The sequence below is a fragment of the Burkholderia sp. Bp8986 genome, from assembly GCF_003854225.1.
Classification (GTDB): Bacteria; Pseudomonadota; Gammaproteobacteria; order Burkholderiales; family Burkholderiaceae; genus Burkholderia.
This window is the reverse complement of the sequence record NZ_QTQM01000037.1, coordinates 12,480-34,935: the sequence shown is the minus strand read 5'-3', so window position 1 is coordinate 34,935 and position 22,456 is coordinate 12,480. Positions and strand designations below refer to the sequence as shown.

Below are 22,456 nucleotides of genomic sequence, written 5' to 3'. Positions count from 1 at the left end.
ACGGCGCGGCCCGTGCCGCGCCGGTCGGCAATGGTTCCAAAACGGGTCAGCGCGCGGCCGCCCGTTCGAAATGGCGTTCGACGTAGCGCTGGATCGTGTCGCGCATATAGCGCGACGACGCTTCCGCGCGGTCCTCCCACGCGAACACGCACGACGACATCACGCCGTCGAAGCCGGCGCTGCAGAGTGCGCGGAAAAACACGTCCCAGTCGATCTCGCCCTGCCCGATGTCGAGATGCTGGTGCACGCGGATCTGGTTCGAGCCCGGCGGGTTCACGATGTAGCGCAGCTGGCTGCTCTTGCGGTGATCGAACGTGTCGGCCACGCGCACGTGCGCGAGGATCGGCGCGGCGGCCGCGATCATCGCGGCCATGTCGTCGCCGTAATAGAACGTGTGCGGCGCGATGTACGACAGCTTCAGCGACGGCGAGCCGATGTTCGTGACGATGTCGATCGCCGGCTGCAGCTGCTCGATCCAGTCTTCCGGATGCGGCTCGACCGACAGCACGATGCGTTCGCGCTCGAGGATCGGCAGCAGCTCGTCCATCGAACGGAACCACGCGGCTTCGCACAGCTCCTTCGGGTTCGCGCCCGGCCGTTCGCCGACCGAGCGCTCCGGCGACGCGCCGCGCCCGAATTCGGACACCATCAGCGGGCATTCCATCTCGAGCGCGACCTCGATCGCCTTCTTCCAGCAGCGCACCGCCCACTGCCGCTCGTCATCGAACGGGCTGGCCCAGCGGTACATCGGCTGCAGCGACGCAAGGCCCACGCCGCTTGCGCGCAACGCTTGCCGGAACGCGGCCATGCGCTCGCGCGTCGCGCGCGGCATCACCCACCAGTCGAGAAAGTCGCTGCGCGGCGACAGCTCGATCTGGTCGTAGCCGAGCTCGGCCACCGCGTGCGGCAGCCGGTCGAGCGGAAGGTGGCGAATCATGTAGGGATCCAAAGCGATCTTCATTTTCTTCCCGATCGGTTGTGTGTTCGATCTCGGCCGGTCAGCGGCGCGACTTCTTGTTGCGATACTGGTCGGCGATCACGGCCGCGACGATGATCGCGCCCTTGACCATCTCCTGGTAGTACGCGTCGATCCGGATGAACGTGAAGCCCGACGTCATCACGCCGAGGATCAGCACGCCGATCACGGTGCCCGTCACGCGCCCGAGGCCGCCCGACAGCGACGTGCCGCCGATCACGACGGCCGCGATCGCGTCGAGCTCGTACATCACGCCCATGCCCGACTGGCCGGAGATCGCGCGCGCGGCCGTCACGGTGCCGGCGATCCCGCTCAGCAGGCCCGCGATCGCGTAGACGAACACCAGATGGCGCGTCACGTTGATGCCCGACACCACGGCCGCGTGGCGATTCGCGCCGATCGCATACGTGTACTTGCCGAAGCGCGTGTAGCGCAGCACGACGTGGAAGATCGCGGCCACCACGACGAAGATGATCACCGGATTCGCGCCCGCGCCGATCGCCGCGAACTGGTCGGTCAGCATCGATACCGGCATCCCGTTGGTGAACCACTTCGCGAAGCCGCGCGCGGCCACCATCGTGCCGAGCGTCGCGATGAACGGCGGGATGCCCGTCAGCGCGATCAGCGAGCCGTTCAGCAGGCCGACCAGCAGCCCGACGCACACGCCGGCCAGCACCGGCCAGATGATCGGCAGGTCGGTCAGGTGCGGGAACACCGCGCGCGGAAAATCGGACACCTGCGCGAGGCTGGCCGACACGACCGCCGCCGCCGCGACGACGGACCCCGACGACAGGTCGATCCCGCTCGTGATGATCACGAGGTTCACGCCGACCGCGATGATGCCGATCACGGCCATCTGCAGCACGATGATCTCGAGCCGCTCCGCGTTGAACAGGAAGCTCTGCCCGACGACGAGCCAGCCGATCACCTCGAAGAACAGGCTGATGCCCACCAGCACCAGGAAGATGCTCAGTTCGGGCGGCCACTTCGCGTGCCGCGTCTTGATCGTCATGGACTGCGCGTCCGCGACCGGATTCAGGTTGCCCATTTCAGTTGTCTCCATGCTTGTTGCGGCTCAGCGCGAGGCCAGGTCCATGATGCGGACCTGGTCGGCGTCCTTGCGTTCGACGATGCCGGTCATCCGGCCTTCGTGCATCACCATCACGCGATCGCTCATGCCGAGCACCTCCGGCATCTCCGACGAGATCATCAGCACCGCGACGCCCTTGCCGGCGAGCGCGCTGACGAGCCGGTGGATCTCGGCCTTCGCGCCGACGTCGATCCCGCGGGTCGGCTCGTCGAGGATCAGGATGCGCGGTTGCGTGAGCAACCATCTGCCGATCAGCACCTTCTGCTGGTTGCCGCCCGACAGGTTCTGGATTTCCTCGTGCAGCCCGGGCGTCTTCACGCGCAGCATCCGGCTCATTTCCTCGCAGTCGCGTTTCAACTGCGCCTGCCGCACGAAATTGAACTTCACGTAGCGGTTGCTGAGCACCGCCGCTTCCATGTTCGCGAGCAGGTCGAGATTCAGGAAGCAGCCGGTGTCCTTGCGGTCCTCGGTGAGGAACGCCATCCCGTGCTTCATCGCCTGCGCGGGCGTGGCGATGCGCACCGGCTTGCCGTCGATCAGGATCTCGCCAGAGGTGGCCGGCACGACGCCGAACAGCGCCTCCGCGACATTCGAGCGCCCCGAGCCGACGAGGCCCGCGACGCCGAGGATCTCGCCCGCGCGCAGCTCGAAGCTGACGTCGCGGAACACCCCGTCGACGCCGAGGTTCTTCACGGCCAGCACGACGTCGCCGATCGGCACCTCCTCCTTCGGGAACATCTGCGTGATCTCGCGGCCGACCATCATCCGGATGATGTCGTCGCGCGTGACGTCGCTCGACGCGTGCGTGCCGATGTACTTGCCGTCGCGGAACACCGAGAACTCGTCGGCGATCTCGAACAGCTCGTTCATCTTGTGCGTGATGTAGACGATGCCCTTGCCCTGCTCGCGCAGCTGGCGAATGATGCGGAACAGGTGCGTGACCTCCTTGTCGGTCAGCGCGGAAGTCGGCTCGTCCATGATCAGCACGTCGGAGTCGAACGACACGGCCTTCGCGATCTCGACCATCTGGCGGCTCGCGACCGTCAGCGTGCGCACGTCGGCTTCCGGGTCGATGTCGATCGACAGCCGCTCGAACAGCGCGGCGGTGCGGCGGCGCAGCTCGGCGTGATCGATCAGGCCGAAGCGGTTCTTCGGTTCGCGGCGGATCCAGATGTTCTCCGCGACCGTCATGTACGGCATCAGGTTGAGTTCCTGGTGGATCATCGCGATCCCGCGATCGAGCGCGTCGAGCGGGCCGTTCAGCACGACGGGCTCGCCGTTGATCAGGATCTCGCCCTGGTCGGGCGTGTAGACGCCGGCGATGATCTTCATCAGCGTCGACTTGCCGGCGCCGTTCTCGCCCATCAGCGCATGCACGGTGCCGCGCCGCACGCGGAACTGCACGCCGTCGAGCGCGACGACGCCGGGAAACGACTTGCCGACGCCGCGCACCTCGAGCACGCAGTCGGCGGCGGGCACACCGGACGAACCCGGTGCGGCGGACGAGGCGGCCGGCGCGCTTTCGCTCGCCATCGAGCGCGCCATCCTGGCTGTAAACATGGACGTTCCTCGAAAGTCACACGCGAACCCGGACACGCCGGGCCCGCGCAGTTCAGCGGACAAACCGGTCAGTGCTTCGCGTACTGGTTCATGTTCTCCGGCGTGACGAGTTCGAACGGCACGTTCACGAAGCGCTCGACGGGCTGCTTCTTCGCCAGCTTGAGCGCGGCCGCGACAGCCTGCGCGCCCTGCCCGGCCGCGTTCTGGTACACCGACACCTTCAGCTCGCCGCTCTTCATCGCCGCGAGCCCGTCCGGCGTCGCGTCGATGCCCGCGACGACCGTCTTCGGCGTCAGCTTGCGCGCGGCCTTCAGCGCGTTGATCGCGCCGATCGCCATTTCGTCGTTGTTCGACACGATCGCGTCGAACTTCGTCCCGGAGCTCAGCCAGTTCATCGTGATGTCCTGGCCCTGCGTGCGACTCCACTTGCCTTCGCGCTTGTCGACGATCTTCATGCCGGCACAGTCCTTGGTCGCGATCACGTCCTCGATGTCCTTGGTGCGCGCGCGCGCCGACTCGTTGGACAGCTCGCCCATCAGCACCAGGATGTCGCCCTTGCCGCCGAGCAGCTTGCACACCTGGCGCGCCTGCAGCGTGCCCGACTGTTTCTCGTCGGAGGCGACCACGGCGACGCCGGCCGGCAGCTTGTCGAAATCGACCGGCTTGCGGTTCACGTAGACGAGCGGGATCTTCGCGGCGGTCACCATCTTGGTGATCTTCGGCGTCGCGTCGGTGTCGACCGCATTCACGATGATCGCGTCGACCTTCTGCGCGATCATGTTCTGGACCTGGCTCAACTGCTTGCCGACGTCGTTGCCGCCGTCCTCGATCTGCACGGTCGCGCCGTCCTTCTTCGCCGCATCGCCGATGCTGTTGCGCAGGATCGTCAGGAACGTGTCGTCGAACGATGCCATCGTCACGCCGATCTTCTCGGCATGCGCGAGCGGCATGGCCAGGATTGCGGCGGCCGCGGCGGCCATCAGCTTGGTCTTCATGATCACTCTGTCTCCTCATCTCCGGGGGCGGAAAAACGGCGCGTTGCGCGCCGCCGGGCCGAGTCCGATCGGATCCGATTCGGACTGAAGCATCCGGATGAAACTGTAGATCACTTCTTCGAAAATTTGGAAATTTATTTCTACGTGATTTCACCTAGGGAACTGGATTTCCAAAAAGTCTAGACTCCGTTCCGTAGCCCGATTCCTTGCGGCAGGCGTTCCCGTGTCGTGCCGCGCACGTGACGGACCACCGTCGCAGGATCGGTCCCTCAATCCGCCGGCAGGGTCGAACGCCGGCCGCGAGCGTGATACGTGATATGAGCCCGTTGAACTTTCCGACTGACCGCCCCATCGATCTCGCCTGCCTCGGCCGCGTCGCCGTGGACCTTTACGCGCAACAGTACGGCAGCCGCCTGGAGGATGCGCGCAGCTTCCAGATGTATCTCGGCGGCTCGTCGGGCAACGTCGCGTTCGGCGTCGCCCGGCTCGGGCTGAAGACCGCGATGATCTCGCGCGTCGGCGACGAGCAGATGGGCCGCTTCGTGCGCGAGACGCTCGAGCGCGAAGGCTGCGACACGAGCCAGCTGCAGACCGATCCGGAACGCCTGACCGCGCTCGTGCTGCTCGGGCTGAAGGATCGCGACACGTTCCCGCTGCTGTTCGTGCGCGAGAACTGCGCGGACATGGCCGTGCGCGCCGACGAGATCCGCGAGGATTTCATCGCCGGCTGCCGCGCGCTCGCGATCACCGGCACCCATCTTTCGACGCCGGGCACCCGCGAGGCGTCGCTGACCGCGCTCGGCTACGCGCGCCGCCACGGCGTCGTGCGGATCCTCGACATCGACTACCGGCCGGTGCTGTGGGGGCTGACCGCGCGCGGCGCGGGCGAGAACCGCTACGTGCCCGACGCGCAGGTCACGCGGCAACTGCAGCAGGTGCTCGGCGAGTTCGACCTGCTGGTCGGCACCGAGGAGGAATTCCTGATCGCGGGCGGCGTGCCGCACGACCTGATCGCGTCGCTTCAGGCCGTGCGCCGCGCGAGCGGCGCGGTGCTGGTGGTCAAGCGCGGCGCGCTCGGCTGCTGCGTGATCGAGGGCGACATCCCCGCGCGCATCGACGATGCGCCGACCTTCCACGGCGAACGCGTCGAAGTCCTGAACGTGCTGGGCGCGGGCGACGCGTTCCTGTCGGGCCTGCTGTCCGGGCTGCTGCGCGGGCACGGCTGGGCGCAAGCGACGCGCATCGCGAACGCGTGCGGCGCGATCGTCGTGTCGCGCCACGCGTGCTCGGCCGCGATGCCGACGCCGGCCGAGCTCGCGCACTGGTTCGGCGGCAGCCGCAATCCGCAGGTGGACGCCGATCGCGCGCTCGCGCACCTGCATCGCGTGACGGTGCCGCGCCGCGCATGGGACGACCTGTGCGTGATGGCGTTCGACCATCGCAGCCAGTTCTACGAGCTCGCGGTGCAGGCCGGCGCGGACGAAGCACGGATCAAGACGCTCAAGCGCCTGCTCGTGCGCGCGGCCGAACAGGTCGAGCGCGATCGCCGGATCGAAGGCCACGTCGGCGTGCTGATCGACGGCGGCGCATATGGCCGCGACGCGCTCGCGTCGGCCACCGGCCGCGGCTGGTGGGTCGGCCGCCCGGTCGAGCTGCCCGGCTCGCGGCCGCTGTGCTTCGACGACACGCGCTCGGTCGGCTCGTCGCTCACGCACTGGCCGACCGAACAGGTCGTGAAGTGCCTCGTCCACTACCACCCCGACGACGACGTCGACCTGCGCGTCGCGCAGGAGCAGCGCGTGCTGGAGCTGTGGGAAGCCACGCGCGCGAGCGGCAACGAGCTGCTGCTGGAAATCATTCCGCCGCGCGCGGTCACGCCGCCCGGCACCGAGGACGACGCGGTGCTGCGCACGGTCGCGCGCTTCTACAACCTCGGCGTGATGCCGGAGTGGTGGAAGCTCGCGCCGATGAGCGCCGACGGCTGGGCGCGGCTCGAGACGCTGGTGGCCGAGCGCGACCCGCACTGCCGCGGCGCGGTGATCCTCGGGCTGAACCAGCCGTTGCAATATCTGGTCGACAGCTTCCGCTCGGCGACCAACCCGATCGTCAAGGGCTTCATGGTCGGCCGCACGCTGTGGGCCGACGCGTCGCTGCACTGGCTCGCCGGCCGGATCGACGACCAGGCGCTGATCGACGAAGTGGCCGGCAATTTCGCGCAGCTGGTCGACGCGTGGCTCGGCCGCCGTACCGCCGCGCGCGCCGCCGCAGCCGCCTGATGCAGATATCCGTGATGACCACCCGATTCCTCCTGATCGACAGACGATGACCACCACCGTGAGACTGACCGTCAGCCAGGCGCTCGTGCGCTACCTGGCCGCCCTGCGCGCCGAAGTCGTCCAGCCGGACGGCCGCACCGAGATCCTGCCGTATTGCGGCGGCGTGTTCGCGATCTTCGGCCACGGCAACGTGGCCGGGCTCGGCGAAGCGCTGCATGCCGAAAAAGAACGGCTGCCGACGTTCCGCGCGCACAACGAGCAAGGAATGGCGAATGCGGCCGTCGCGTTCGCGAAAGCGAACTTCCGCCAGCGAATGATGGCCGCGACGTCGAGCATCGGCCCCGGCGCGACCAACATGCTGACCTCCGCGGCGCTCGCGCACGTCGGCCGGCTGCCGCTGTTGCTGCTGCCCGGCGACGTGTTCGTGTCGCGGCTGCCCGACCCGGTGCTGCAGCAGGTCGAAGACTTCGAACAGGGCGACGTCAGCGCGAACGACTGCTTCCGGCCGGTGACGCGCTACTTCGACCGGATCACGTCGCCCGAGCAGCTGCTGGTCGCACTGCCGCGCGCGATCCAGGTGATGACCGACCCCGCGCAATGCGGCCCCGTATGCCTCGCGCTGCCGCAGGACGTGCAGACCTTCGCTTACGACTGGCCGGAGGATTTCTTCGCGCCGCCGGTGATCCGGATGCGCCGCCCGCCTGCCGACACGCTCGAACTCGCGGATGCGCTCGACGTGTTGAAAGCGGCGAAGAAACCGCTGATCGTCGCCGGCGGCGGGGTGCTGTACAGCCAGGCGTGGGACGCGCTGCGCACGTTCGCCGACACGCACGGCGTGCCGGTCGCCGAATCGCAGGCCGGCAAGGGCAGCCTCGCGTGGGACCACCCGCTGAACCTCGGCTCGATCGGCGTGACGGGCTCGCCCGCCGCGAACCGCGCGGCCGCGCAGGCCGACGTGGTGTTCGCGGTCGGCACGCGCCTGCAGGATTTCACGACCGGCTCGCACGCGCTGTTCGGCAATGCGACGCTGCTGAGCCTGAACGTGCAGCCGTTCGACGCGGGCAAGAAGCGCGGCCGGCAATTGATCGCCGATGCGCGCACGGGCCTCGGCCAGCTGTCGGCCGCGCTCGCGGGCTGGCGCGCGGATGCGGCCTGGACGGCCGCGAACCAGGATCAGGCCGCCGCGTGGAACGCGCGCGTGACCGAGCTGACCACGCGCGTGCCGAAGGACACGCTGCCGTACGACGCGGAAGTGATCGGCGCGGTGCGCGACTCGGCGGCCGACGCGGGGCGCGACAGCGCGCGCGACGATCTCGTCGTGTGCGCGGCCGGCACGCTGCCGGCCGAACTGCACAAGCTGTGGCGCAGCGGCGTGCCGGGCAACTACCACATGGACTACGCGTACTCGTGCATGGGCTACGAGGTCGCGGGCGGCCTCGGCGCGAAGCTCGCGCGGCCCGAGCGCGAAGTGATCGTGATCGTCGGCGACGGCTCGTACATGATGCTCAACGCCGAACTCGCGACGTCCGTGATGCTCGGCCGCAAGCTCATCGTCGTGATCCTCGACAACCGCGGCTACGGCTGCATCGAGCGGCTGCAGATCAATTGCGGCGGCGCGAGCTTCAACAACATGCTCGACGACTGCGTGCCGGAAGGCGGCGAACGCTCGACGATCGACTTCGCGATGCATGCACGCTCGATGGGCGCCGAAGCCGTGCACGTGCGCGACGTCGGCGAACTGCGCAGCGAAATGAAGCGTGCGCGCGCGGCGAAGACGAGCCAGGTCATCGTGATCGACACGACGCACGAGCGCACGACCGCGGACGGCGGCGCGTGGTGGGAAGTCGCGGTGCCGCAGGTATCCGCGCGCGCCGGTGTCGAACGCGCGCACCGGACGTATCTCGACGAGAAAACCCGGCAGCGGCGTTGATCCGTTTCCCCATTCAATCCGCCGCTCCGCGAAAACAACATTCGAACCAAGGAAGCACGTCATGAGCTGGAACGTTCGCATCGGTATCAATCCCCTGTCGTGGATGAACGACGACCTGCCGTCGCTCGGCGGCGAGACGCCGCTCGAGACGGCACTGAAGGAAGGCGCCGAAATCGGCTACGCGGGCTTCGAGCTCGGCAACAAGTTTCCGAAGACGGGCCCCGAGCTGAAGGCGAAGCTCGCCGAGTTCGGGCTCGTGTGCGTGTCGGGCTGGTATTCGGGCGTTCTGGCGGAAGTCGCGCCGGGCATGAGCGACGCCGATGCCGTCGAGGCCGAAATCGAGCGCTGCCGCGCGCACATGACGAAGCTGCAGTTCAACGACGTGAAGGTCGTGGTGTACGGCGAATGCGCGGGCACGATCCAGGGCAGCATCGACACGCCGGTCGCCAAGCGCCCGCGTTTCGTCGACGATGAAACCTGGCGGCGCTATGCGGCGCGCCTCGACGCATTCGGCGCGCACCTGCTCGAGACCTACGGGATCAAGCTCGCCTACCATCACCACATGGGCGCGTACGTCGAATCGCCGGACGACGTCGACCGGCTGATGGCGCTGACCGATCCCGCGAAGGTGTTCCTGCTGTTCGACACGGGCCACGCGTATTTCGGCGGCGCGGCCGATCCGGTCGCGCTGCTGAGGAAGCACGTGGCGCGCGTCGTGCACGTGCACTGCAAGGACGTGCGGCCGCAGGTCGTCACGCAGGCGCGCAACGGCGGCTGGAGCTTCCTGAACGGCGTGATCAACGGCACCTTCACGGTGCCGGGCGACGGCGCGCTCGATTACGAAGCGACGCTGCGCACGCTGAAGGACGCCGGCTACGAAGGCTGGCTCGTGGTCGAGGCCGAGCAGGACCCGGCCGTCGCGCCGAGCTATCAGTATGCGAAGAAGGGCTACGAATCGCTGCGCGCGATCGTCGACCGGTTGAGTGCGTAAGCCCCGTCATCTCATCGAGGAACCTCACGCCATGACGATTTCTCCCCTGCTGGTCAAGGCATCCGCCGACCGCGAAATCTGCAACGTGACGCCGGAGTCGGCCGGCTGGAAACACGTCGGCTTTCGGGCGCTGCGCCTGAAGGCCGGCGACACCGAAACGCTCGACACGGGCACGCGCGAACTGTGCGTCGTCGTGCTCACGGGCACGCTGCGCGCGCAAGTCGACGGCGAGACCTACGACGCACTCGGCAAGCGCGACAGCGTGTTCGAGGAAGTGTCGCCGGACGCGCTGTACGTGCCGGGCGGCAAGACCGTCACGCTGGTGGCGACGCGCGACACGGAAGTCGCGCTGTGCACCGCGCCTTACGCGAGCGGCGACAAGCGCGTGCAGCGCCTCGACGGCGAACGGATGCGGCGTGCGGTGCGCGGGCAAGGCACCAACACGCGCTACGTATGCGACATCCTGATGGGCGACAACCCGGCCGCGGACCGGCTGCTGGTCGTCGAAGTGATCACGCCCGCGAGCCACTCGAGCAGCTATCCGCCGCACAAGCACGATCGCGACGCGGCGCCCGACGAAACGTCGCTCGAGGAAACCTATTACCACCGGATCGATCCGCCGCAGGGTTTCGCGTTCCAGCGCGTGTACACGGACGACCGCAGCCTCGACGAGGCATGCGCGGTCGAGAACCACGACGTCGTGATGGTGCCGCGCGGCTATCACCCGGTGGTCGCGCCGCACGGCTACAACCTGTACTACCTGAACGTGATGGCCGGGCCGAGCCGCGCGTGGGCGTTCAAGAACGACCCCACGCACGAGTGGATGCTCGACGCGGCGCCCGGGCGCTGATGCATTGACGCGCTGAACGATCGACGGCCGGCGCGCGACGCAGGACGCGCGCACGGGCCGAACTTGCGACGACACGGAGCTGCCATGCCGATCCCCTTCCCGCGCTGCGCGCCCATGCCCTTCGGCGACACGGCCTCAACGCCGATGCTGGCGCACTTCGATGCCGACGTCGCGCGCCGGCTCGGCGACATCGCGGTCAATCTCGCGTCGCGCCGCGGGCTGCCGATCGCGGTCGGCATCGTCGGCGAAGCCGCACCGTTGTTCTATTGCGCGCTCGACGGCAGCCGCGCCCGCGACAGCGACGCGATCCGCCGCCGGCAGAACACGGTGTTACGCTTCGGCGTCAGTTCGCTCGAGGTCGGCGCGCGCTTTCGCCGCGCCGGCTGGTCGTTGCAGTCGCAGGGATTGTCGGATGCCGACTATGCGCTCGACGGCGGCGGCGTGCCGCTGCGGCTGGCCGACGGCGGCATCGTCGGCGCGATGGCGATCGCCGGGCTCGACGACGAACGCGATCATGCGCTCGTCGTCGAGAGCCTGCGCTGGCATGTCGGCGCGAACGCGCTCGCGATGATCGCGTAGCGGGCGCGCGCCGGCTCGCGCGATCAGTGCAGCCCGCCGCTCGCGACGAGGCGCTCGCCGGTCAGCCAGCGCGCATCGTCCGATGCGAGGAACACCGCGACCGACGCGATGTCGTCTGGCTCGCCGAGGCGGCCGAGCGGCGTCTGGCTTTGCACCTGCCGGTCGAGATCCGAACCGATGATGCCCGCGCTGTGCGTGCCTTCGGTCACGATCATGCCCGGGTTGATCGCGTTCACGCGAATCTTGCGCGGGCCGAGTTCGAGCGCGAGCACGCCGGTGATCGCGTCGACGGCGCCCTTGGTGCCGCTGTACACGGCGCTCGCGGGCGGCGTGATGCTCGTCACCACGGAGCTGATGTTGATGATGCTCGCGCCTTCGCCCAGATGCTTGACGGCGGCCTGCGTCGTCAGCAGCACGCCGAACACGTTCGTGTCGAACTGCCGGCGGTAGTGCTCTTCGGTGATCGCCTCGATCGGCGCGAATTCGTACACGCCGGAATTGTTGACCAGCACGTCGAGACGGCCGTACGTCTCGATCGCCGTATCGACGATGCGCTGCGCGTCCGCTGCCTTCGACACGTCGCCGCCGACCGCGACCGCGCGGCCGCCCGCTTCGACGATCGCGCTCACGACCGCGTCGGCGCCGGCCTTGCTGCTCGCGTAGTTGACGACGACCGACGCGCCTTCGGCGCCCAGCGCCTTCGCGATTGCGGCGCCGATCCCCTTGGAAGCGCCCGTGACGATCGCGACCTTGCCTGCCAGCTTGCTCATGATTTCATTCCTCAGTCGGAAGACTTCGATGGATGGGTACCGGTCGCGCCTGTCGCGGCGCACCGGCCTTGCTGGCAATCTTCGCGGTTCCGGCGGCCGCGATAAAGCGGCTCGACACGAATTGACTGGCGGGGTTTGCCGAACAATCGGCGGACGGACGGTCGACGGACGGTCAGCCGGCGCTCAGCCACGCGCTGACGACGTCGCCGCCGAGCCCGTCGAGCGCGCCGTCGTAGACGATCCGCCCGCGCCCCATTACCGCGACGCGCTGCGCGAGCCGCGGCGCGAGCTGCAGCCGCTGCTCGATCAGCAGGATCGCGACGCCGTCGTCCTGCATCGCGGCAAGGCAGGCGCCGACTGCGTCGACCGCGAGCGGCGCGAGCCCTTCGGCCGGTTCGTCGACGATCAGCACGCGCGGGCGGCCGGCGAGCGCGCGCACCAGCGCGAGCACCTGCTGCTCGCCGCCCGAGAGCCGCCCGGCCTTCACGTCGGCCCGCGCGGCCAGCAGCGCAAAGCGCGCGAGCAGCCGGTCGAGCGCGGCACGTTCGGCCGCGCCGCTCAGGCCGCGCAGCCCGAGCCGCAAGTTGTCGCGCACGCTCAGCAGCGGAAACACGTCGCGGCTTTCGGCGACGTACGCGACGCCGCGCCGCGCGATCTCGAACGTGCGCGCGCCCGCGCATTCGGCGCCGGCGATGCGCACCGAGCCCGCGGTGCGCACGAGCCCCATCACGGCCTTCGCGAGCGTCGAGCGGCCCGCGCCGTTGCGACCGAGCAGCGCGAGCGTCTCGCCCGGCGCGAGCGCGAGATCGACGCCGTCGAGCACGGGCTGGCTTCCGTACCATGCACGCAGGCCGCGGATGTCGAGCAGCGCGCTCATGCATCCTCGCCGAGATAGGCGGCACGCACGGCCGGGTCCGCGCGGATCGCGTCGGGCGCACCGGTCGCGACCACCGTGCCGCGCACGAGCACCGTGATGCGCTCGGCGAAGCCGAACACCGCATCCATGTCGTGCTCGATCATCAGCACCGTGCGGCCCTGCGTCGTCGCGCGGATCAGCGCGATCATCCGCGCCGCCTGGTCGCGGTTCATGCCGGCGGTCGGCTCGTCGAGCAGCAGCGTGCGCGCGCCGCTCGCGAGCGCGATGCCCAGATCGAGCGCGCGCTGTTCCGCATAGCCGAGTGCGCCGGCCGGCGCGTCGCGCCGCGCATCGAGGCCGATGTCGTGCAGCACGCGCGCGGCCGCGCGATCGACCGATGCCGATTCGCGCAGCCGGTTCCACCAGCGCCGCCGCTCGGCCGGCGCATGCAGCGCCGCGCAGCGCAGGTTGTCGAACACGCTCAGCCGCGCGAACGCGCTCGTCTGCTGGAAACTGCGGCCGATGCCGAGCCGGCTCGCGACGACCGGCCCGCGCCCGCGCAACTCGACACCGTGCAGCACGACGCGCCCGCGCGTCGGCCGCGTCGCGCCGGCGATCACGCCGAACAGCGTCGACTTGCCCGCGCCGTTCGGCCCGATCAGCGCATGACGCTCGCCGGCCGCGATGCTCAATTCGATGCCGTCGAGCACGGTCTGCGCGCCGAAACGCTGCACGATCCCGTGGAGCGCGATCGCGTTGCCGTTCATAGCCCGTCCTCCCGCGTGCCGTGCCGGTGGTTCAGCAACCGCGCGCGCCAGCCCCACAGCAGCGTGCCGATGCCGGCCGCCGAGGCCGCGACGGCCCAGCCCGCCGGCGAATCGGCGTCGATGCCCCACGCGCCGAACGCGATGCCGGTGCCGTCGTCCTGCGCGAAACGCCACGCATAGCCGAGCTCGGCCGCACAGACGATCGCGACGCCCCAGAACACGCACGCGCCGATGCCGCACAGCAGGCGCCACCGCTCGGCCGCCGGCGCGCCGCGCCGCAACGCATGCGCGAACGCTTGCGCGATGCCCGCGATCCCGCGCGGCGCGGCGACGACGACCGCGACGAACAGCACGCCGAGATACAGCGCCCATGCGCGCGACACGCCCGCGACGACGACGCTCAACGCGGTCAGCACCACCGCGCCGGCCGCCGGCCCGAAGAACGTGCCGGTGCCGCCGATCACCGCGGCGATCAGCACGGTCGCCGAACGCGCCATCGACACGCTGTCGGGCGTCGCGATCTCGACGTCGATCAGCGTCAGCGTGCCCGCGATGCCCGCGAAGAACGACGCGCAGGTGACCATCGCGAGCCGCACGCGGCGCGGCTCGGTGCCGAGCGCGGCGACGCGCGCGGGGTTGTCGCGCACCGCGTTCGCGAGCCGGGCGAGCGGCGTGCGCGTCAGCGCGTGCATCGCCAGCGCCGACACGATGCACCATGCGGCGATCACCGCGTAGGCCTGCGTTTGCGCACCGAAATGCCAGCCGCCCCAGGGCGCGCCGCTCGCGCGGTCGATCGGCACGCCGCCGACGCCGCCGAACCACACAGGCACGCTCCACGCGGCCGCCGCGACGCATTCGCCGAGGCCGAGCGTGATCATCGCGAACACGGTGCCCGCGCGGCGTGTCGCGAGCAGGCCGGCGAGGAACCCGAAGCCCGCGCCGGCCGCGCCGCCGACGAGCGGCAACAGCGGCAGCGGCGCGCCGACATGATTGAACCAGTGCGCGGCGGCGAACGCGCCGAGCCCCGCGACGGCGGCATGGCCGAACGACAGCAGCCCGGTCGTGCCGAGCTGCAGGTTGTACGACAGCGCGAGCACGACGAGCGCGGCCGTCTGCGCGAGATAGCCGAGCACCGCGCCATGCGGCCACAGCCACGCGGGCACGGCCACGCACGCGGCGAACAGCACCCAGCGCAGCGCGCCGGCCCGCGCGCGGCTAGCCATCGACACGCTCGCCGAACAGCCCGCGCGGCCGGGCGACCAGCACCGCGACGAGCAGCAGGTACGGGACCAGCGGAGCGAGCTGCGCGATCGACACGGCCGCGACGCCGTCGGGCAGCGCGAGGCCCGCCCATCGCGCGAGGTCGCGCAGGGACGTGTCGCTGGACGCCGCGAAGGTCTGCGCGAAGCCGACCGCGAGCGACGCGGCGAACGCGCCGCCGAGCGAGCCGAGCCCGCCGATCACGACGATCGCGAACACCACCGACCCGACGGTCTCGGCCAGCGCCGGCTCGATCACCGCGAGCGGCGCGCCGATCACGCCGGCCAGCGCCGCGAGCGCGGTGCCCGCGCCGAACAGCCCCGTCATCACGCGCGGCACGTCGTAGCCGAGCGCCTCGACGGCCGCGCGGTGCGTGAGCGCGGCGCGCACGACGAGGCCGAGGCGCGACGCGCGCAGCAGCGCGCCGAGCGCGGCCAGCATCGCCGCGGACATCGCCATCATGAAGAGCCGGTAGCGCGGCAGCGCGAGGCCGAACACGGTCACGGGCGCGCCGTCGAACAGCGGCGGCACCGGGGCCGGCAGCGGTGCGAGGCCCCACAGCAGTTTCGCGCCCTCGCCGATCAGGTACGCGAGCCCGAAGGTCAGCAGCAGTTCGCTCGTGTGCCCGTGCGCCTGCACGCGGCGCAGCAGGGCGCGCTCGCAGCCGGCGCCGAGCAGCCCGACCGCGAGCGGCGCGAGCCCGAGCGCGGGCCAGAACCCCGCGCGGGCTGCGATGCTGTAGCCGACGTACGCGCCGAGCATGTAGAAGCTCGCATGCGCGAAGTTGAGCACGCCCTGCACGCTGAAGATCAGCGTGAGGCCGGCCGACAGCATGAACAGCAGCAACCCGTAGCTGAGGCCGTTGAACGCCTGGAGCGCGAACGCGTGCACCGCCGCGGGCCCGTCAGCCAGCGAGCGGTTCGAGCGCCGCGCGCAGCGTGTCCGGCAGCGGCACCGGTCGGCGCGTGCCGCGATCGACGTACACGTGCACGAAATGCCCCTGCGCGGCCGGCGCGGCTTCGCCCGCCGCGAACAGCCCGATCTCGTAACGCACGCTCGACGTGCCGAGCTTCGCGACGCGCAGCCCCGCGTCGACGGACTGCGGAAAGACGAGCGGCGCGAAGTAGTTGCACTGCGTCTCGACCACGAGCCCGATCGTCTGCCCGTGCTCGACGTCGAGCACGCCCGCGCGGATCAGGTATTCGTTCACGACGGTGTCGAAGTAGCTGTAGTAGACGACGTTGTTCACGTGCCCGTAGACGTCGTTGTCCATCCAGCGGGTCGTGATCGGCAGGAAGTGGCGGTAGGCGTCGCGCGGACGCGGCTGCGGCTTGTCGGACATGGCGATGGCGATGGCGGTGGGCGGTCAGGACGAGGAAGATGAAGCGCACGTCGCGCGGCGGTCGTGCGGAACGGCCCGCCGGCGAATGGCGAGGTGCCGCGCCGCGATCGTGCCCGGCGCGACTGACGACATGGCGGCGGCGCGGCCCGTCACTGCCCCGCTCGGTCGACGAATTCGAAATCGAGGCCGCGCGCGCGCATCCAGTCGGCGAGCGCGTAGCCGGTGCCGGCGCGCCACGGGCGCAGCAGCGGCGGATCGACGAGCCGGTATTCGAGCAGTTCCGGCGACAGCGCGACGGTGCCCGACGCGCGCACGTGGTACGCGATGATCAGTTCGTTCTTGCGGATGAATTCATAGACGCCGACCAGCGAGACCTGCTCGGCCTTCAGCGCGGTTTCCTCGAACACCTCGCGCGCGATGCCGTCCTCGGGCGTCTCGCCGTTCTCGAGGAAGCCGGTGATCAGCGCGAACATCCCTTCCGGCCAGGCCGCGTTGCGCGCGAGCAGGATCTTGCCGTCGAGCTCGACGATCGCAGCCACCACCGGCAGCGGATTGTTCCAGTGCACGTAGCCGCACGTGTCGTCCGGGCAAGCCTGGCGAACGCGGCCGCCTTCGTGGTCGGGATCGGCGCGCTCGGTCAGCGGACGCGCGCAGCGCGGGCAAAAACGGTAGTCGGCGGTGGTCATCGATGGGGATCTGGCGAGCGCCCGGCGGCGGCCTGCCGGCCGCGTCGCGCGCCCGCTCGGCGCGGGAAAGGCCTCATTCTAGCGAGTTTGCCCGCGCCGCAGACGATCCGGCCCCGATGAGGTCAGGGTTGCATGCGGGGTTGCGCACGCACGCGTGCGGCGGTTGCCGCGAAGCCGGCGGCACCGGCGAGCAACGCGCCTGCCGCGACCCACAGCGCCGGCGAGAACGACCCGAAGCGCGCGGTCAGCGGCGCGGCGACGAGCGGACCGAGAATCTGCCCGACCCCGTACGACGCGGTCGCATAGCCCATCAGCCCGGCCGCTCGCTCGCCATGCAGCCGCCGCGCCTCGCGCATCGCGAACAGCGTGATCGCGGTGAACGGCAGGCCGAGCAGCGCGCTGCCGGCCGAGAAGCCGGCCGCGTTCGGCCAGACGATCCCCGCCGCGATCCCGAGCGCCTGCGTCGCGCAGCCGGCGGCGAGCAGCAGCCGGTTGTCCCAGTGGCCGGGCAATCGCGACGCGGCGATCGCGCCGACGATCAGCGCCGCGCCGAACATCGGCCAGAACAGGTCGGGCCACGGCGAGCCGGCCGGCAGCGCGGCACGCGCGATCACCGGCAGGAACGTCGCGGTGATGATGTAGCCGAAGCCCGGCATCCCGTACAGCACGACGAGCCGCGCGGCGTCGGCGCGATGGCGCCGTGCGTCATGCGGTGCCGCGGCCGGCGCGGCCGGTCGCTCGCGCATGGCCGGCGCCGCGGCGCCCCGCGCGGCGGTTGTCGAGACGGCCGGCCCCGGCGCGCTGCCGAACGTGCGCCAGATCGCGACCGACAGCAGCGCCGACAACGCCGCGAAGCCGAGCCAGCCGGGCGCCGCGCGATGGCCGGCGAGTGCGCTGCCGATCAGCCCGGTCAGCACGATCCCGACGCCCGGCCCCGCGTAGATCACCCCGCTCCACTCGGGCGCATGCAGTTCGGTGAGCCGCCGCAGCCCCCATTGCGACACGAACACGAACGTCCATGCGCTGACGACGCCCGCGACGAAGCGCACCACGAGCCACACGGAGAGCAGATGGCCGACGCCCATCGCGGCAGTCAACAGCACGGTGGCGGCCAGCCCGAAGCGCACCATCCGCGCGGGCGCGACCCGCACGGCCGCGCAACTGACCGCGCCGACGAAATAACCCGCGTAGTTCGCCGACGCGAGCCAGCTGCCGGCCTTCAGGCCGATCGAGCCGTCGGCGAGCATCAGCGGCAGCAGCGGCGTGAACGCGAAGCGGCCGACGCCGAGCGCGACCGCCAGCCCGATCATGCAGGCGAGCGCGGCCGCGCGGGCGCGGCGGTCGGCGTCATCGGGCAGGTGTACGCCGGCGACGGCGCTCGGGGCATCGGAACGGGACATGGCGGCATGGGCCGCGCGCGGCGCGCGCCGGCCGGAACGGAAATCGGAACGCTTGTATCGTAGCTTGACCGAACGTTCTCGATAAATGAATAATCAAGAATCCACATATCTCCAGGAGAGAATCATGGACCTGGCGGCGCTGGCGATTTTCCGGGCTGTCGTGCGCGAGAACGGTGTGACGCGCGCGGCGGCGAAGCTCAATCGCGTGCAATCGAACGTGACGACGCGCATCAAGCAGCTCGAGGAGGAACTCGGCGCGGCGCTGTTCGTGCGCGACGGCCGCCGGCTCGTGCTGACGCCGGCCGGGCACACGCTGCTGCCGTACGCGGAGCGGCTGCTCGCGCTTGCCGACGAGGCGCGCGATGCGGTGCGCGAGGACACGCCGCGCGGGCGGCTGCGGCTCGGCACGATGGAAAGCACGGCCGCGAGCCGGCTGCCGACCGTGCTCGCGCGTTATCACCATGCGTGGCCCGACGTGTCGCTGGAGCTCGTGACCGGCACGACCGGCTGGCTGATCGACAAGGTGCGTGATTTCGAGATCGACGCGGCGCTGTTTGCGCGGCCGCCCGAGCCGGACACGCTGCCCGACACGTTCGAGACGGTGCCGATCTTCCGCGAGGATCTCGTGCTGCTGACGCCGCGCGGCCATCCGCCCGTGCGCACGCCGCGCGACGTGATCCTGCCGACGCTGGTCGCGTTCGAGCGCGGCTGCACGTACCGGAAATATGTCGAGCAATGGTATGCGGCGCACGGGATGAAGCCCTCGCGTGTGCTCGAACTCGGTTCGTATCATGCGATCGTCGCGTGCGTCGCGGCCGGCGCGGGCATCGCGGTCGCGCCGCGCTCGGTGCTCGAGCTGCAGCCCGAGACCGGCAACGTCGCCGCTCACACGATCCGCGAACTCGAAGGGATCGACACGCTGCTCGCGTGGCGGCATGGTTACGCATCGGCGGCGCTCGCCGCGTTGCGCGATGCGCTGGGCGAGGCTGCGCGGGAGCCGGGTGATGCGACCAAGGCGGCGGTGGCCGCATCGGTGTCGGCCTGAGTCGGGATCGCCGGCGGCCGCTGGTGCGCGCGCTCGATCTTCATTCCGACACGGGCGATGCGGCCAGGGCGGTGGTGGCCGCGTCGGCGTCTGCCCGAGCCGGGAACGCAGGCGAGCGCCAGCGAGCGCGCTAATTCTTCATACCGACAAAAACAAAACGACCCGACCGGCACACGTGCCGATCGGGTCGTTTTTTTGATGCGAAGCGATGTGACGCGACGCGGTCAGCCCGACCACACCGCATCACCAGCCATGCCGATCAAAGACGCTCTTCGACCCAGCCCTTGACGCCTGCCAGCGCGCCGGGCAGGTTCGCCGGTTCCGTGCCGCCTGCCTGCGCCATGTCCGGACGGCCGCCGCCCTTGCCGCCGACCTGCTGCGCGACGAAGTTCACGAGCTCGCCAGCCTTGACCTTCTTGCTCGCGTCCGGCGTGACGCCCGCGATCAGGCTGACCTTGCCGCCTTCGACGGCCGCCAGCACGATCGCCGCGCTCTTCAGCTTGTCCTTCAGCTTGTCGACCGTCTCGCGCAGCGTCTTCGCGTCCGCGCCGTCGAGCGTCGCGGCCAGCACGAACACGCCGCCGACTTCGATCGCCTGCTGCGCGAGCTCGTCGCCCTGGCTCGACGCGAGCTTCGACTTCAGCGCGCCCAGTTCCTTCTCGAGCGACTTCACCTGGTCCTGCACCTGCGCGATGCGTTGCGTGAGTTCCGACGGCTGCGCCTTCAGCGCGGCGGCCGCTTCGTTCACGCGCGCATCGAGCTCCTGCACGTAGCGCACCGCGTTGTCGCCGGTGATCGCCTCGACCCGGCGGATGCCGGCCGCGACGCCGCCTTCGACGACGATCTTGAAGAAGCCGATGTCGCCGGTGCGGTGCACGTGCGTGCCGCCGCACAGTTCGCGCGAGAAGCCGAGATCGAGCACGCGCACTTCGTCGCCGTACTTCTCGCCGAACAGCGCCATCGCGCCGCCCTTCACCGCTTCGTCGTACGGCATCACGCGCACGATGCCCGGCGCGTTCGCGAGGATTTCGTTGTTGACGATCTGCTCGACGCGACGGATTTCGTCGTCGGTCAGCGGCGCGTTGTGCGCGAAGTCGAAGCGGGTTTTCTCCGCGTCGACGAGCGAGCCCTTCTGCTGCACGTGTGCGCCGAGCACTTCACGCAGCGCCTTGTGCATCAGGTGGGTCGCCGAGTGGTTGCGCTGCGTGCGTGCGCGACGATGCGCGTCGATTTCCGCGCGCAGCACGTCGCCGACCTTCAGCGTGCCCTGTTCGAGCGTGCCGTGGTGGCCGATCACGTCGGCCTGCACCTTCAGCGTGTCGGCCACGGCGAAGCGCGTCGCTGCATTCGCGAGCACGCCCTGGTCGCCAACCTGGCCGCCCGACTCCGCGTAGAACGGCGTGTGGTCGAGCACGACGACCGCATCCTGGCCGTGCTTCACTTCGTTGACGGCCGAACCGTCGACGTACAGCGCGACGACCTTCGCGTCGTCGAACGCGATCTCTTCATAACCGTGGAACGTGGTCTTCGCGCCCGAGTATTCGAGGCCCTGCGTGGCCTTGAACTTGCCGGCCGCGCGCGCCTGCTCGCGCTGACGCGCCATCGCGTCGTCGAACGCCGGCTCGTCGACCGTCATCCCGCGCTCGCGGCACACGTCGGCCGTGAGGTCGAGCGGGAAGCCGTACGTGTCGTGCAGCTTGAACGCAAGTTCGCCGTCGAGCACCTTGCCGCCCTTCGCGTCGACATCCGCCAGCGCCGCTTCGAGGATCGACATCCCGTGCTCGATCGTCTCGAAGAAACGCTCTTCTTCCTGGCGCAGCACGTCGGTCACGCGCTGCTCGGCTTCCTTCAGTTCCGGATAGGCTGCGCCCATCTCGGCGACGAGGTCGGCCACCAGCTTGTGGAAGAACGAGCCCTTGCGGCCGAGTTTGTAGCCGTGGCGGATCGCGCGGCGCACGATGCGGCGCAGCACGTAGCCGCGGCCTTCGTTGCCGGGGATCACGCCGTCGACGATCAGGAACGAGCACGCGCGGATGTGATCGGCGATCACCTTCAGCGAGTTGTTCGTGAGGTCGCTGATCTCGGTCACGCGCGCGGCGGCCTTGATCAGGTTCTGGAACAGGTCGATCTCGTAGTTGCTGTGCACGTGCTGCAGCACCGCGGCGAGGCGCTCGAGGCCCATGCCGGTGTCGACCGACTGCTTCGGCAGGCGCGTCATGTTGCCCTGCGCGTCGCGGTTGAACTGCATGAACACGAGGTTCCAGATCTCGATGTAGCGGTCGCCGTCTTCTTCAGGCGATCCCGGCGGGCCGCCCCACACGTCCGGGCCGTGGTCGTAGAAGATTTCGGTACACGGGCCGCACGGGCCGGTGTCGCCCATCGTCCAGAAGTTGTCCGACGCGTAGCGCGCGCCCTTGTTGTCGCCGATGCGGATGATCCGCTCGGTCGGCACGCCGACTTCCTTCGCCCAGATGTCGTACGCTTCGTCGTCTTCCTGGTAGACGGTGACCCACAGCTTTTCCTTCGGCAACTGGTAGACCGTGGTCAGCAGTTCCCACGCGAAGCGGATCGCGTCGTGCTTGAAGTAGTCGCCGAACGAGAAGTTGCCGAGCATCTCGAAGAACGTGTGGTGGCGCGCCGTGTAGCCGACGTTCTCGAGGTCGTTGTGCTTGCCGCCCGCGCGCACGCTGCGCTGCGCGGTCGTGGCGCGCGTGTACGGACGCGGATCCGTGCCGAGGAACACGTCCTTGAACTGGACCATGCCCGAGTTCGTGAACATCAGCGTGGGGTCGTTACCGGGCACGAGGCTCGACGAGCGGACGATCGTGTGGCCCTTCGATTCGAAGAATTTGAGGAATTTCTCGCGGATTTCGGCAGCTTTCATGGCGTGCGGGGAATGTCTGGCTGAGACGGCTTCAAACGCCGGCCGTCCTCGCGGACGCACGGCGGGCAGATATCGTAAACGAGCGATTATACGATACAGATCGGCGGCTCCCACGCCAGCGGCCCGCCGCGCCGGACGAGCGGCCTGGGCCACCGGCGCGGCCGATTCGCCTTAAGATGCTCGGCATGCCAATCCGCCT

General features: G+C 69.7%; 19 protein-coding genes. 6 read left to right on the top strand and 13 right to left on the bottom strand.

Features of this window, described 5'->3' with window-relative positions; translation table 11 throughout:
- Window positions 1–46: 46 nt before the first annotated feature.
- The 4 genes from DID99_RS27045 to DID99_RS27030 all read right to left on the bottom strand — a co-directional run bounded on the left by DID99_RS27045 (window position 47) and on the right by DID99_RS27030 (window position 4,621).
- Window positions 47–961 carry a sugar phosphate isomerase/epimerase family protein gene (locus DID99_RS27045; RefSeq protein ID WP_124667848.1) on the bottom strand — a complete coding sequence of 305 codons (915 nt, stop codon included), beginning with the start codon at window positions 959–961 and terminating at the stop codon, window positions 47–49.
- A 37-nt stretch (window positions 962–998) separates the two neighbouring features.
- Entirely contained in the window at window positions 999–2,024 is a 1,026-nt protein-coding gene (locus DID99_RS27040; protein ID WP_014722872.1) for an ABC transporter permease, read from the bottom strand.
- Between the two features lie 27 nt (window positions 2,025–2,051).
- Window positions 2,052–3,626, bottom strand: a complete 1,575-nt coding sequence (locus DID99_RS27035; RefSeq protein WP_044846094.1) for a sugar ABC transporter ATP-binding protein — start codon at window positions 3,624–3,626, stop codon at window positions 2,052–2,054.
- 68 nt (window positions 3,627–3,694) lie between these two features.
- The gene (locus DID99_RS27030) at window positions 3,695–4,621 is read right to left on the bottom strand and encodes a sugar ABC transporter substrate-binding protein (RefSeq protein ID WP_044846095.1); all 927 of its coding nucleotides are present in this window, start codon (window positions 4,619–4,621) and stop codon (window positions 3,695–3,697) included.
- Between the two features lie 317 nt (window positions 4,622–4,938).
- On the opposite strand from DID99_RS27030, the gene iolC reads away from it, so the two are divergent.
- The 5 genes from iolC (at window position 4,939) to DID99_RS27005 (ending at window position 11,247) form a co-directional block, all read left to right on the top strand.
- A complete protein-coding gene (iolC, locus tag DID99_RS27025; RefSeq protein WP_124571872.1) occupies window positions 4,939–6,897 on the top strand; it encodes a bifunctional 5-dehydro-2-deoxygluconokinase/5-dehydro-2-deoxyphosphogluconate aldolase in 1,959 nt (652 codons plus the stop codon).
- A 46-nt stretch (window positions 6,898–6,943) separates the two neighbouring features.
- The gene (gene iolD, locus DID99_RS27020; protein ID WP_124488951.1) at window positions 6,944–8,827 is read left to right on the top strand and encodes a 3D-(3,5/4)-trihydroxycyclohexane-1,2-dione acylhydrolase (decyclizing); all 1,884 of its coding nucleotides are present in this window, start codon (window positions 6,944–6,946) and stop codon (window positions 8,825–8,827) included.
- A gap of 61 nt (window positions 8,828–8,888) precedes the next feature.
- Entirely contained in the window at window positions 8,889–9,818 is a 930-nt protein-coding gene (iolE, locus tag DID99_RS27015) for a myo-inosose-2 dehydratase (RefSeq protein WP_124667847.1), read from the top strand.
- Between the two features lie 31 nt (window positions 9,819–9,849).
- Window positions 9,850–10,668 (top strand): 5-deoxy-glucuronate isomerase, encoded by an 819-nt coding sequence (gene iolB / locus DID99_RS27010; RefSeq protein ID WP_124571873.1) that lies wholly within the window; start codon window positions 9,850–9,852, stop codon window positions 10,666–10,668.
- 84 nt (window positions 10,669–10,752) lie between these two features.
- Window positions 10,753–11,247 carry a heme-degrading domain-containing protein gene (locus DID99_RS27005; RefSeq protein ID WP_124488948.1) on the top strand — a complete coding sequence of 165 codons (495 nt, stop codon included), beginning with the start codon at window positions 10,753–10,755 and terminating at the stop codon, window positions 11,245–11,247.
- A gap of 23 nt (window positions 11,248–11,270) precedes the next feature.
- Here the strand turns inward: DID99_RS27005 and DID99_RS27000 are convergent, their stop codons facing one another.
- From DID99_RS27000 to DID99_RS26965, 8 genes are all read right to left on the bottom strand, one after another.
- Complete coding sequence (locus DID99_RS27000) at window positions 11,271–12,017, bottom strand: glucose 1-dehydrogenase (protein WP_124488947.1); 747 nt, start codon at window positions 12,015–12,017, stop codon at window positions 11,271–11,273.
- A gap of 172 nt (window positions 12,018–12,189) precedes the next feature.
- Window positions 12,190–12,894, bottom strand: a complete 705-nt coding sequence (locus DID99_RS26995) for an ABC transporter ATP-binding protein (RefSeq protein ID WP_124667846.1) — start codon at window positions 12,892–12,894, stop codon at window positions 12,190–12,192.
- Window positions 12,891–13,640 carry an ABC transporter ATP-binding protein gene (locus tag DID99_RS26990; RefSeq protein WP_124667845.1) on the bottom strand — a complete coding sequence of 250 codons (750 nt, stop codon included), beginning with the start codon at window positions 13,638–13,640 and terminating at the stop codon, window positions 12,891–12,893. The genes DID99_RS26995 and DID99_RS26990 overlap by 4 nt, the downstream gene beginning before the upstream one ends.
- Complete coding sequence (locus DID99_RS26985; RefSeq protein ID WP_124667844.1) at window positions 13,637–14,863, bottom strand: branched-chain amino acid ABC transporter permease; 1,227 nt, start codon at window positions 14,861–14,863, stop codon at window positions 13,637–13,639. The genes DID99_RS26990 and DID99_RS26985 overlap by 4 nt, the downstream gene beginning before the upstream one ends.
- Window positions 14,856–15,791 carry a branched-chain amino acid ABC transporter permease gene (locus DID99_RS26980; protein ID WP_044846105.1) on the bottom strand — a complete coding sequence of 312 codons (936 nt, stop codon included), beginning with the start codon at window positions 15,789–15,791 and terminating at the stop codon, window positions 14,856–14,858. Before DID99_RS26980 ends, DID99_RS26985 begins: the two co-directional genes overlap by 8 nt.
- 13 nt (window positions 15,792–15,804) lie before the next feature.
- A complete protein-coding gene (locus DID99_RS26975; RefSeq protein WP_124488943.1) occupies window positions 15,805–16,242 on the bottom strand; it encodes a thioesterase family protein in 438 nt (145 codons plus the stop codon).
- Window positions 16,243–16,391: 149 nt separating this feature from the next.
- On the bottom strand, window positions 16,392–16,928 hold the full coding sequence (locus tag DID99_RS26970) for an NUDIX domain-containing protein (protein ID WP_124488942.1): 537 nt from the start codon (window positions 16,926–16,928) through the stop codon (window positions 16,392–16,394).
- Between the two features lie 122 nt (window positions 16,929–17,050).
- Window positions 17,051–18,328 (bottom strand): YbfB/YjiJ family MFS transporter, encoded by a 1,278-nt coding sequence (locus DID99_RS26965; protein ID WP_124667843.1) that lies wholly within the window; start codon window positions 18,326–18,328, stop codon window positions 17,051–17,053.
- A 124-nt stretch (window positions 18,329–18,452) separates the two neighbouring features.
- On the opposite strand from DID99_RS26965, the gene DID99_RS26960 reads away from it, so the two are divergent.
- Window positions 18,453–19,373, top strand: a complete 921-nt coding sequence (locus DID99_RS26960; protein WP_124667842.1) for a LysR family transcriptional regulator — start codon at window positions 18,453–18,455, stop codon at window positions 19,371–19,373.
- 259 nt (window positions 19,374–19,632) lie between these two features.
- On the opposite strand, the gene alaS is transcribed toward DID99_RS26960, so the two are convergent.
- Window positions 19,633–22,257, bottom strand: coding sequence for an alanine--tRNA ligase (gene alaS / locus DID99_RS26955; RefSeq protein WP_044846110.1), 2,625 nt, complete (start codon window positions 22,255–22,257; stop codon window positions 19,633–19,635).
- Between the last annotated feature and the right edge of the window lie 199 nt (window positions 22,258–22,456).